The organism is uncultured Streptomyces sp., assembly GCF_947488945.1.
Taxonomy (GTDB): domain Bacteria; phylum Actinomycetota; class Actinomycetes; order Streptomycetales; family Streptomycetaceae; genus Streptomyces.
On record NZ_CANLBS010000028.1, the window covers coordinates 65,397 to 76,399 of the forward strand.

General features: G+C 74.2%; 9 protein-coding genes. 3 read left to right on the forward strand and 6 right to left on the reverse strand.

The genetic code is table 11. From position 1 onward, the window contains the following. Window positions 1–49: 49 nt before the first annotated feature. Both Q0994_RS30610 and Q0994_RS30615 read right to left on the reverse strand, forming a co-directional pair. Window positions 50–403, reverse strand: a complete 354-nt coding sequence (locus Q0994_RS30610) for a DUF962 domain-containing protein (RefSeq protein WP_299541287.1) — start codon at window positions 401–403, stop codon at window positions 50–52. Window positions 404–485: 82 nt separating this feature from the next. Next, complete coding sequence (locus tag Q0994_RS30615) at window positions 486–1,361, reverse strand: M15 family metallopeptidase (RefSeq protein ID WP_299541289.1); 876 nt, start codon at window positions 1,359–1,361, stop codon at window positions 486–488. Between the two features lie 60 nt (window positions 1,362–1,421). Here Q0994_RS30615 and Q0994_RS30620 point away from each other — a divergent pair, with 60 nt between their 5' ends. Further along, a complete protein-coding gene (locus tag Q0994_RS30620; RefSeq protein WP_299541291.1) occupies window positions 1,422–1,979 on the forward strand; it encodes an NUDIX domain-containing protein in 558 nt (185 codons plus the stop codon). Between the two features lie 133 nt (window positions 1,980–2,112). On the opposite strand, the gene Q0994_RS30625 is transcribed toward Q0994_RS30620, so the two are convergent. Continuing rightward, window positions 2,113–2,568, reverse strand: a complete 456-nt coding sequence (locus Q0994_RS30625) for a VOC family protein (protein ID WP_299541293.1) — start codon at window positions 2,566–2,568, stop codon at window positions 2,113–2,115. 48 nt (window positions 2,569–2,616) lie between these two features. After that, entirely contained in the window at window positions 2,617–4,983 is a 2,367-nt protein-coding gene (locus Q0994_RS30630; protein ID WP_299541295.1) for a TIM-barrel domain-containing protein, read from the reverse strand. Between the two features lie 272 nt (window positions 4,984–5,255). On the opposite strand from Q0994_RS30630, the gene Q0994_RS30635 reads away from it, so the two are divergent. Both Q0994_RS30635 and Q0994_RS30640 read left to right on the forward strand, forming a co-directional pair. Beyond that, the gene (locus Q0994_RS30635; protein WP_299541297.1) at window positions 5,256–7,232 is read left to right on the forward strand and encodes an acetoacetate--CoA ligase; all 1,977 of its coding nucleotides are present in this window, start codon (window positions 5,256–5,258) and stop codon (window positions 7,230–7,232) included. A 72-nt stretch (window positions 7,233–7,304) separates the two neighbouring features. After that, window positions 7,305–8,246, forward strand: coding sequence for a hypothetical protein (locus tag Q0994_RS30640; RefSeq protein WP_299541299.1), 942 nt, complete (start codon window positions 7,305–7,307; stop codon window positions 8,244–8,246). A gap of 78 nt (window positions 8,247–8,324) precedes the next feature. On the opposite strand, the gene ptsP is transcribed toward Q0994_RS30640, so the two are convergent. Together ptsP and Q0994_RS30650 are read right to left on the reverse strand one after the other, a co-directional pair. Continuing rightward, on the reverse strand, window positions 8,325–9,995 hold the full coding sequence (gene ptsP / locus Q0994_RS30645) for a phosphoenolpyruvate--protein phosphotransferase (RefSeq protein WP_299541301.1): 1,671 nt from the start codon (window positions 9,993–9,995) through the stop codon (window positions 8,325–8,327). 82 nt (window positions 9,996–10,077) lie between these two features. Beyond that, window positions 10,078–10,527 (reverse strand): PTS glucose transporter subunit IIA, encoded by a 450-nt coding sequence (locus Q0994_RS30650; RefSeq protein WP_299541303.1) that lies wholly within the window; start codon window positions 10,525–10,527, stop codon window positions 10,078–10,080. Between the last annotated feature and the right edge of the window lie 476 nt (window positions 10,528–11,003).

An 11,003-nucleotide genomic window follows, 5' to 3' on the forward strand; every position in this document is an offset into this window, starting at 1 on the left:
CGGGCCGGCCGGGACCGCTCCTCAGCCCGCCGGGACCGTTCCGCCGGGTTCAGTCCGCCGGGTTCTCCGCCAGCCACTTGGCGGCCGTCTCCGCCAGCTCGTGGTCCCGCCCCGCCAGCATCGTCCGGATCATCTGCGCGTCCCCGCGCAGTGACCACAGCGGATGCCCGAAGGTCGCCGGGTTGTTGCCCTCGATCAGGAAGTGGGCCGGCCAGGCCGTCCCGTACCCGATCAGGGGCAGCGCCGCCGCGTACCGCTTCCGCCCCCGCGCCAGCCCGTAGGCGGTGATCGCGAGGCCGGTCAGGGTCCCGGTTAGATGCACCCAGCGGGTCGCGGCCCGCGCGTGCATCGCGACGTAGTACGGCCAGAATTCCTCGTAGGAGTCGAACGTCTGCTCAGCCATACCCGGCACGGTAACCGTTCGGATTCCCCGGTGGATACGCCCCTGCGCGACCTGGACGGCGGGGGCGCGTCCGGCAGCCGGGTCAGTGGCGGCCCGCGACGGACCGGGGCGTCACGGGGAAGTCGAAGTACGTGTCCGGGAACGGTTCGGGCTTGAAGGTGTAGTGCCACCACTCCTCCGCCAGGTTCACGAAGCCGAGCCCGGTCAGCGTCCCCTTCAGGAACTGCCGGTTGGCGCGCTGCACACCCCCGACGCGCGGATCGTCGGTGTGGGACAGGGTGTCGAAGCAGTCGTAGCCGGTCCCCATGTCGACCGAGTTGTCCGGGAAGCGCTGGTCCTGCGGGGCGTAGCACGGCGCGAGCGCGTCCCCCGGCCGGTACGGCGCGGTCGGCCGGGCGGGCAGCCGCACCAGCGTGAGGTCCACCGTGCTGCCCCGGCTGTGGCCCGACTTCTCCGCGATGTAACCGTCCGCGAACAGCGTCGACTTGTCGACGCGGGGGTAGAACTCCGCCTTCATGGCCTGGTCGTCCAGGTCCTTCGCCCAGCGCACGAAGTGGTCCACGGCCCGCTGCGGCCGGTAGCAGTCGTAGACCTTGAGGGAGTAGCCCTGCCTCAGCAGCCGGACCTGGGCCCGGTGCAGTGCCTCGGCCGCCGGGCGGGTGAGTATGCAGACCGGCCGGAGATAGCCGTCCACCGGTACGCCCAGGAAGGTGTGCGGGGTCGCGTACCGCATCTCCTGAATGATGGTCGGATCGACGGACCGCAGGGCCACGAACCCCTCGGGGGCGCGTACGTCGGACCGGGCGGAAGCGGCTGACCCGGCGGAGGCGGCCGACCCGACCGGGGCGGCGGTTCCGGAGGCGGTCGCGGTGGGACCGGCCGCGACCAGGGCGGCGAGGGAGGCGGCGGAGGCCAGGGAGGCGGCCAGGGCGCGGAGCGCGGTACGCATGACTGTCATGCACACATCGTCCATCAGTTCCCGGCCCGCCGGGGAAGCACCATCGGATACAGTCCGGCCGTGTCCGAGCCCACCGAGAACCCCGCCCCCCGGCGCGGTGCCGAGCCCGCCCCGGCGCCCGTCCGGGACTCCCACTGCGGCAGTTGCGGTACGCCGTACGCGGCCACCGGGTGGCCGCGCACCTGCCGGGCGTGCGGGGCCACCGCCTACCGCAACCCGCTGCCGGTCGCGGTCGCCCTGCTGCCCGTCCACGACGGCGCCCGCACCGGCCTGGTCGTCATCACCCGCACCATCGAACCGATGCGCGGCGGCGTCGCGCTCCCCGGCGGCTTCGTCGACGCCACCGAGGACTGGCGGGACGCCGTCGTGCGCGAACTCGGCGAGGAGACCCGCATCGGGGCCGACCGGTCCGACGTCCGGCTCGCCGACGCCCTCAGCTCCCCGGACGGCCACCTCCTCCTCTTCGGCCTCCTGCCGGCCCGCACCCCCGACGAACTCCCGCCCTCCGTCCCGACCGACGAGACCACCGGCTACCACCTCCTGCACGAACCCCGCGACCTCGCCTTCCCCCTCCACACCGAGGCCGTCCACCGCTGGTTCACGGGGCGCTACACCTGACGGCCGCGGCCACCGGCACGGCCGCCCGCGGGTTTCCGGCCACCGGACCCGGACCGGGACGGCGCACGACGGCCTCCCCGGAGCTGCCCCACCGCCACCGCCCCCGGCCCACGACGACCGTTCCGGACATCCCTCAGACGACGCAGAACTCGTTCCCCTCGGGGTCCCGCATGAGGACCGCGTAGGAGTCCATGCCGGGCTCGTCCCGCACGCGGGACACCGTGGCACCGCGGCCGGTGAGGCGTTCCACCGTCGCGTCGACCCTTTCCGTACGGACCGCGAGGGGGACGCCCCGGCCGCCGCCGACCTTCAGGTCGAGGTGGATCCGGTTCTTCACCGTCTTGGGCTCAGGCACCTGCTGGAACCAGATGCGCGGCCCCCGGCCCGCCGGATCCACGAGTGACTCCGGCGCGTCCCCCGCGCCCACGGGCAGTTCCTCCTCGGGCACACCCATGTCGGCCCAGTAGTCCCGCCAGGTGCTGTGGCCCCCCGGCGGAGGCTCCGGCACGTACCCCAGTGCGTCGGCCCAGAACGGCACGAGCCGGGCCGGGTCGGCGCAGTCGATGGTCAGCTGCAGCGTCATCTCCATGCGGCCAGGCTCCCAGAGGGGTCTGACAGTCACCCGTCCGTGCGCCGCCTACGGGCCCGCCGCACCCGGTGCCGCCGGACGCGCACCCGATTCCGCCGCACCCCGTACCCGTACCGGCCACCGCACCGGACCCGCGCCCTCCACCGTCACCCGGCCGTCGACCCAGCGCGAGGTGTACCGCTCCACGCGCGGCTCGTCCCACCCGTCGCCAGGGTCCGGCACCAGCGCCCCGGCCCCGCGTCTTCCCGGCGCCGGAGCCCACACCTCCAGTTCGGTGCCGCCGCCCTCGCCCCGCACCGGAATGACCGCACCGGCCCGCGCCAGCACCGGAATCCGGTCGGCGGGCGCGTCCACCAGCACCCGTCCCGGCCCCTCGTACACCGTCCCGGTCGCCGTGTCGTACCAGCGACCGCGCGGCAGCCGCACCGCGCGGCGGTCCACGCCCGGCCCGAGCACCGGCGCCACCAGCAGCGCGTCACCCAGCAGGAACGCGTCGCCGACCGCACGCAACGCCCGGTCGCCCGCCGCGTCCCACCACACCGGCCGTACCGGCGGAGCCCCCGTCAGCCGGGCGAGCCCCGCCAGCGTCACGAGGTACGGGTGCAGCCGCTCCCGCTCCAGCGCCGACGCCCGCACCCGGTCCAGCACCTCCGGCCCGAACTCCCACGGTGCCCGCCGCCGCGCCGCGCCCGCGCCGCCGGTCCGCGACAGCGGCAGGTACGAGGCGAGTTGATGCCACCGCACATACAGTTCGGGCGTGGCACCGGGACCCCCGACGTCCGTGCCCGGGTACGGAACCCCGCAGAGCCCCAGCCCCAGCGCCGACGCCAGCGACGCCCGCAGCCCTTCCCACCCGGCCGTCTCCCCAGCCGGCCAGCAGCCCCCGTACCGCTGCGAACCCGCCCAGGCCGACCCCGCCAGCACGAACGGGCGGTCCGCCGGCCGCAGCCGCCGCGCCTCGTCGAACCAGGCCCGCGCCCACCGCAGTTCCGCCACCCCCTCCGCTTCGGATCCGGCGCCGTCCCCGCCTCCCGGCCCGCGCCGGACCGCCGCCCCCACCCGCACCGCACGCGCCGGTCCCGTACGGTCGGCACCGGCCGGGGCGCCGGACACCCGGCCACCCCCGACGTGCCAGACCCCCGCCGCCCACGCCGGGGCCCCGGCTCCCCGGCCCTCTCCGGGGCCCGTGGGCGCACGTCCCACCGGTCCGTCGCCCCCGCCGTGCCCCGCCACCCCGGCGGCCCCCGCCCGTCCCGGTACCCCCGCGGCCACGGCCCCGCCCCCGTCCGCTTCGAAAAACCCGCCGGACTCCACCGCCCCGGCGGAGCACACCGTCCTGGCCGACGCCACCGCGTCCTCCGCCCCTGCGGCCCGCACCCACCGCGTCCCGCCCGCGCGCGACTCCGTATCCGGAACCCCGTGCGCCGCGCGCCCCGCCACGTGCACGGCCGACAGCTCGAGCCCGTGCTCCCGGAACCCCGTCACGATCCGCCGCACCTCCTGCACGCTCCCGAACTCCCCGGCGTGCTGGGGCCCGAGCGCCCAGGAGGGCGGAACCGCCGGGGCGCCCGTGAGCGCGGCCCAGCCGCGCAGCACCCGGGCCGGGGTGCCCGTCACCGCCCAGCAGCGCAGAGGACCCCCGTCCACCCGCACCTCACACGTCCCGCGCCGGTCCTGCCCCGAACCCGCCCCCTCCTCGCCCTCCCGGACCATCACCCGCCCCGGCCACGCGGTGTCGTGGAGGACCAGATGCGTCCCCGCGTCCGCGACCACCATCTGGACCGGCATCGCCACCGCACCGGACGCCCCGTCACCTCCCCGCCCCACGCCGCCGCCGCGCGGGGCGGGCGGTACCGCGGACGCCGACGCCGGACCCGCCGGACCCGCCGGACCGAAGAACCGCGCGTCCGCGGGCACCTCGGACCGCTGCACCCACCGCGCCCGCCCGCCGCCCACCGGCTCCCACCAGCGCGGTGGAGCCTCCCGCCGCAGCATGCGCCCGCCCGGCGTCCGCAACTCCACCCAGCCGTCCCGCGACACCGCGAGCGTCAGCCGCTCCGACACCACCTGCCAGCCCCCGTCCGGACGCGGCTCCAGCCGCGCCCGCGCGTCCGGCTCCGGCTCCGCCCCCGGCAACGCGTACGACGGCAACGCCTCCGCCCCGTCCCACGCCCAGAACACCGCTCCGCCGGCCGTCACCCGGATCCGCAAGTCCGAACGGGCGAACCGCACCACCCCACCCCCCGGCCCCGGCTCCGCACCCACCACCGCCCCCGGCACCCGGGCCCGTTCGGCACCCCGCGCCGCCGACGCCCGCGCGTCCGCACGCCGCGACCGCCAGGCCGCCCCCATCGACCGCGCACCGCGCACCGGACCCACCCACATCACCGAACGCACCAGGTCACGACCATCCATGCAGCTCACCCTGCCACCCGACCGTCCCGCGGACCGTTCCGTTCAACTTCCGTTCATCCACCCGACGGCCCCACGCCCGGCACCGCACGCACAGCCTCCGCGACACGACGGACGCACCCGCCCCCGAGCGGACCTGGTGCACAAGACGATCACATGGCATCGTCCGTAACCGTCCGCGCACCCGGCCCCGGCACCACCCGGCGGCACGGGGCCCGACCCGGCAGCGGGGACACCGAGCCGACCCCGCACACCCACCAGCAGGGAGCCGCCCCATGACCTCGACCGAGCACGAAGCGCCCCTGTGGCAGCCCGGCCCCGACCGCGTCGCCGCCGCGGCCGTCACCCGCTTCCAGAGCTGGGCCGCCGCCCACCACGGCGCACCGGCCGACGGCGGCTACCCGGCCCTGCACCAGTGGTCCGTCGACGAACTCGACACCTTCTGGCGCGCCGTCGCCGGGTGGTTCGACCTGCGCTTCGCCACCCCCTACGAAGCCGCCGTCACCGACCGGACGATGCCGGGCACCCGCTGGTTCACCGGCGCCACCCTCAACTACGCCGAACACGCCCTGCGCACCGCCGAAGACCCACTGCGCGCCGACGCCCCCGCCCTCGTCCACGTCGACGAGACCCAGGCGCAGACCACCGTCGGCTGGGCCGAGCTCCGCCGCCAGGTCGGCTCGCTCGCCGCCCGACTCCGCGCCCTCGGCGTCACCCCCGGAGACCGCGTCGCCGGCTACCTCCCGAACGTCCCCCAGGCCGTCGTCGCCCTCCTCGCCACCGCCGCCGTCGGCGGCGTCTGGACCTCCTGCGCCCCCGACTTCGGCGCCCGCGGCGTCCTCGACCGGTTCCAGCAGACCGAACCCGTCGTCCTGTTCGCCGTCGACGGCTACCGCTACGGAGGCAAGCAGCACGACCGCACCGCGACCGTCGCCGAACTGCGCGCCGAACTCCCCACCCTGCGCGCCGTCGTGCACGTCCCGCTGCTCGGCACCCCGGCCCCCGAAGGCGCCCTCGAATGGGCCGCCCTCACCGCCGCCGACACCGAACCCGTCTTCGAGCAGGTCCCCTTCGACCACCCGCTCTGGATCCTCTACTCCTCCGGCACCACCGGGCTGCCCAAAGCCATCGTCCAATCGCAGGGCGGCATCCTCGTCGAACACGTCAAACAGCTCGGCCTGCACTGCGACCTGGGCCCGGAGGACCGCTTCTTCTGGTACACCTCCACCGGCTGGATGATGTGGAACTTCCTCGTCTCCGGCCTCCTCACCGGCACCACGCTCGTCCTCTACGACGGCAGCCCCGGCCACCCCGACACCGCCGCCCAGTGGCGCGTCGCCGAACAGACCGGCGCCACCTTCTTCGGCACCTCGGCCGCCTACGTCATGGCCTGCCGCAAGGCCGGCGTCCACCCCGGCCGGGACTTCGACCTCTCCCGCGTCCACTGCGTCGCCACCACCGGCTCCCCGCTTCCCCCCGACGGCTTCCGCTGGCTCCACGACGAGGTGGCCGACGACCTGTGGATCGCCTCCGTCAGCGGCGGCACCGACGTGTGCAGCTGCTTCGCCGGAGCCGTACCGACCCTGCCGGTACGCGTCGGAGAACTCCAGGCCCCCTGCCTCGGCACCGACCTGCGGTCCTGGGGCCCCGACGGCGAACCCCTCGTCGACGAGGTCGGCGAACTCGTCGTCGTCTCCCCGATGCCCTCCATGCCGCTGTACTTCTGGAACGACCCCGACGGCAGCAGGTACCACGACAGCTACTTCGCCATGTATCCCGGCGTCTGGCGCCACGGCGACTGGATCACCCTCACCTCGCACGGCTCGGTGATCGTCCACGGCCGCTCCGACTCCACCCTCAACCGCCAGGGCGTGCGCATGGGCTCCGCCGACATCTACGAGGTCGTCGAACGGCTCCCCGAGATCCGCGAGTCCCTCGTCATCGGCGTCGAACAGCCCGACGGCGGCTACTGGATGCCCCTGTTCGTCCACCTCGCCGAAGGCGCCGTCCTCGACGACGCCCTGCGCGACACCGTGCGCCGGGCCCTGCGCGACCAGCTCTCCCCCCGCCACGTCCCGGACGAGATCATCGAAGTCCCCGGCGTCCCGCACACCCTCACCGGCAAGCGGATCGAGGTCCCGGTCAAACGCCTGCTCCAGGGCACCCCCTTCGACAAGGCCGTCAACGCGGGCTCGGTGGACGACGCCGAACTCCTGCGCTTCTACGCCGACCTGGGCCGCGACCGCGGGTGATCACGGCCGTTGTCAGACCCCCTGGTTACGCTGAGTGAGCAAATGATCCGCAGCGCATACGGGGAGCAAGACATGGCGCGCACCCAGCACCGCACGACCGCCGCCCAGGACCGGCGGTCCGCAACCATGCGACGCGCACTGCGCCGCGAAGCAGCCGGAACCGTCGGTCTCCTGGCCGACCCGGCGGACTTCGCGGCCATGCGCCGCTACCGCACCTTCACCTTCGACGACCACACCGCCTACCTCCGGCAGATCGAGGCCGTCCTCAGGTCCCTCGCCGCCGAAGGCGCGCACACCACCGTCGCCCTCTTCGACCCGAAGGAGTACGCCGAGTTCTGCGCGGACCACGCCATCGACCCGGACAGCCCCGCGGCCCGCAGCCGCTTCACCGCCGAGCTCGCCCGGACCGGAGCCACCGTCGCGTACGCGGGCCAGCCCATCGCCCACCTGGTCCCGCAACTCGTCTCCCGCGCCGTCCGCAACGCCACCCGGGACTACGCCACGATGCTGCTGGCCGAACTCGGCGCCTGCGCCGACTGCGGACAGGACATCGGCAGAGCCGCCTTCGACCGAGCCTCGCACCTGCTGCTGCGCCTCCTCCAGGGCGCGGGACCCGGCACCCACCACCTGGTCTGCTCCACCCCGGCCAGGGACGACCACCTGCTCGCCGTCCTGCACACCGAACAGGCGGCGCCCCCGACGGAACCGGACGCCCCCGGCCCGCCGACCGTGCTCAGCCCCGACCACGCCACGGAGTTCGCCACCGTGCTCGCGGTCGGCGTCGCCCTGGACAGCCGCGGGGGAGTGGTGCTGCGCAGCATGCTCCCCGGCGCCCCCGACCGGGTCCACGGCTGGCGCCTCGTCGGCGGCAGCCTCGTCCCGCTCACCGAGGCGGAGGTCTTCGCCGCCTACTGCACCGACGCCGACACCGGCGACCCGCTCGCCCCCGAACCCGGCGTGCAGTACCGAGCCGGCTTCGACCTCGGCGCCGACGAACCGGAGCCGCACCGCTGACACCGCCCGGCACGCGAGAAGGGCTCCCCGCCGGATCCACGGACCCGGCGGGAAGCCCCTGCCACGACGCCCCCGAGGTCACTCGCCCGACAACACCGCCTGCGCGGCCCGCCGTGCCTCCTGGGCCGAGTCCGCGGAACGGGCGGCCGACGCCGCGCGCTCGCACTGCGCCAGCGTGTGCTTGGCCAGCGTGGCCCGCACGTACGCAATGGAGGCGGCGCCCATGGACAGCGACGTCACACCCAGACCCGTCAGCACACAGGCCAGCAGCGGATCGGAGGCCGCCTCGCCGCACACCCCGCAGCTCTTGCCCTCGGCACGCGCGGCATCCGCCGACATCGCCACGAGGTCGAGCAGCGCGGGCTGCCACGGGTCCTGCAGTCGGGACACCGCGCCCACCTGACGGTCGGCGGCGAAGGTGTACTGCGCCAGGTCATTGGTGCCCAGCGACAGGAACTCCACCTCCTGCAGCACCGAACGCGCCCGCAGCGCGGCCGAGGGAATCTCGACCATCGCACCGAACTTCGCCGCGAGACCGGCTTCCCGGCAGGCGTCCGCGAACGCCTTGGCGTCGGCGCGGTCCGCCACCATCGGCGCCATGACCTCCAAATACACCGGAATTCCCTCGGCGGCCCTGGCCAACGCGGTGAGCTGCGTCCGCAGCACGTCGGGGTGGTCCAGCAGGCTCCGCAGACCCCGCACACCGAGTGCCGGGTTGGGCTCGTCGGCCGGCGTCAGGAAGTCCAGCGGCTTGTCGGCGCCGGCATCCAGCACCCGGACCACGACCCGGCCCTGGGGAAACGCCTCCAGCACCGTGCGGTAGGCCTCGACCTGCTTCTCCTCCGACGGCGCCCGCTCGCTGTCGTCCAGGAAGAGGAACTCGGTGCGGAACAGACCCACACCCTCGGCACCCGCCTCCACCGCGGCCGCCACGTCACCGGGCCCGCCGATGTTCGCCAGCAGCGGCACCTTGTGACCGTCCGAGGTGGCACCGGGACCGGTCGAGGCGGAGAGTGCCGCCTTGCGCGCGGCCGCGGCCTCCTCCATCTCGGTCCGCTTCGCGTCGCTCGGCTCGACGAAGATCTCACCGGTGCTGCCGTCGACGGCGACCACGGTGCCCTCGGTGAGCTCGCCGGCGCCGGGCAGCGCGACCACGGCGGGCACACCGAGCGCGCGCGCCAGGATGGCGCTGTGGCTCGTCGGGCCTCCTTCCTCGGTCACGAAACCGAGGACCAGCGCGGGGTCGAGCAGCGCGGTGTCGGCGGGAGCGAGGTCGCGGGCGATGAGGACGTAGGGCACGTCGCTGTCCGGCACGCCGGGCATCGGCACACCCAGCAGACGGGCCACGATGCGGTTGCGCACGTCGTCCAGGTCCGCGACCCGCCCGGCCAGGTACTCCCCGGCGTTCGCGAGCAGCGCCCGGTACGCGGCGAAGGCGTCGTACACCCCGCGCTCGGCCGAGCTGCCCACGGCGATACGCCGTTCGACGTCGGCGATCAGTTCGGGGTCCTGCGCCATCATGGCCTGCGCTTCCAGGACCGCCTGAGCCTCGCCGCCGGCCAGGTTGCCGCGCGCCGTCAGATCGGCCGCGACCGCCTCCACGGCTTGGCGGGCGCGCGCCTGCTCGCGCTCCGCCTCCTCGGCGGGAACCTGCTTGGCCGGCGGTTCCAGGACCGCCGTGCCCATGTGGCGGACCTCGCCGATCGCCACGCCGTGACTCACCCCGACGCCCTGCAGCGTTGTCTCCATTGCACCCGTCTCCGGTCGTGCGGCGGTCGCCCCACCGCGATGGTTGCTCGTCCGGCTCGTCACCGATTCGTCGTGGGAACGGTCACTGCCAGCCGAAGAGCGCGTCCCCGAGCTTCACGTCGCCGCTCTCGCGCACGTCGGAGAGGGACTCCGCAGTGGCTTCGAGGGCCACGACCGGGCAGATGGCGGACTTGCCGGCCGCCTCGACGCCCGCCGGGTCCCAGCGCACGATGCCCTGACCGCGGGTGACGGTGTCGCCCTTGTTGACCAGCAACTCGAATCCCTCACCGTTGAGCTGGACGGTGTCGATCCCGAGGTGGGTCAGCACACCGTGCCCCTGGTCGTCCACCACGACGAAGGCGTGCGGGTGCAGGGAGACGACGACACCGTCGACCGGGGCCACGGCCTCGGCGGGCTCGCGGACGGGGTCGATCGCGGTGCCGGGTCCGACCATGGACCCGGAGAAGACAGGGTCGGGAACCGCGGCGAGTCCGATCGCGCGGCCGTTCAGCGGCGAGGTCACGCTGGTCATGGATGCCTCCAGGCGGGGTGGTGATCCGGTGCCGCCGTCAAGGCTGTGACGGGCGACCTACTGCTCAGCAGAATAAGTCATACGAAGAGACGGTTCCGCACGAGACGTCCCGTTTGCCCGCCGCCGCACTCTCGTCGTGCCGAGTCGGCCGCCCGCCGGGAGGAAGGGAGCACGGGAGGCGATTTGCCTCCCGTCGCGGGCTCCCTGTACTGTCTTACACCTGCCTCGCCCCATACGACTTCACGTCGGGGGCCGGTGGCGGCCCATCAGGCAAAACCAAGACCCACCCTATTCCTGCACGCCTGCGGAACAGTGGTCGGGGGGCGGCGAAATGCCTGATAGAGTCGGACTCGCCGGAAAGGGAAACGCGAAAGCGAAGAACTGGAAAGCGGAAAGTGTTTGACCCGCTTCGGCCGGGAATCGGACAGGAAAGTGTCTGATAGAGTCGGAAACGCAAGAACGAAGGGAAGCGCCCG

Bases quoted from the DNA above. Each gene is read 5' to 3' on its own strand.
- Q0994_RS30635 (WP_299541297.1), top strand. From the start codon at position 5,256: ATGACCTCGACCGAGCACGAAGCGCCCCTGTGGCAGCCCGGCCCCGAC.
- Q0994_RS30630 (WP_299541295.1), bottom strand. From the start codon at position 4,983: ATGGATGGTCGTGACCTGGTGCGTTCGGTGATGTGGGTGGGTCCGGTG.
- Q0994_RS30610 (WP_299541287.1), bottom strand. From the start codon at position 403: ATGGCTGAGCAGACGTTCGACTCCTACGAGGAATTCTGGCCGTACTAC.
- Q0994_RS30615 (WP_299541289.1), bottom strand. From the start codon at position 1,361: ATGACAGTCATGCGTACCGCGCTCCGCGCCCTGGCCGCCTCCCTGGCC.
- Q0994_RS30650 (WP_299541303.1), bottom strand. From the start codon at position 10,527: ATGACCAGCGTGACCTCGCCGCTGAACGGCCGCGCGATCGGACTCGCC.
- ptsP (WP_299541301.1), bottom strand. From the start codon at position 9,995: ATGGAGACAACGCTGCAGGGCGTCGGGGTGAGTCACGGCGTGGCGATC.
- Q0994_RS30625 (WP_299541293.1), bottom strand. From the start codon at position 2,568: ATGGAGATGACGCTGCAGCTGACCATCGACTGCGCCGACCCGGCCCGG.
- Q0994_RS30640 (WP_299541299.1), top strand. From the start codon at position 7,305: ATGGCGCGCACCCAGCACCGCACGACCGCCGCCCAGGACCGGCGGTCC.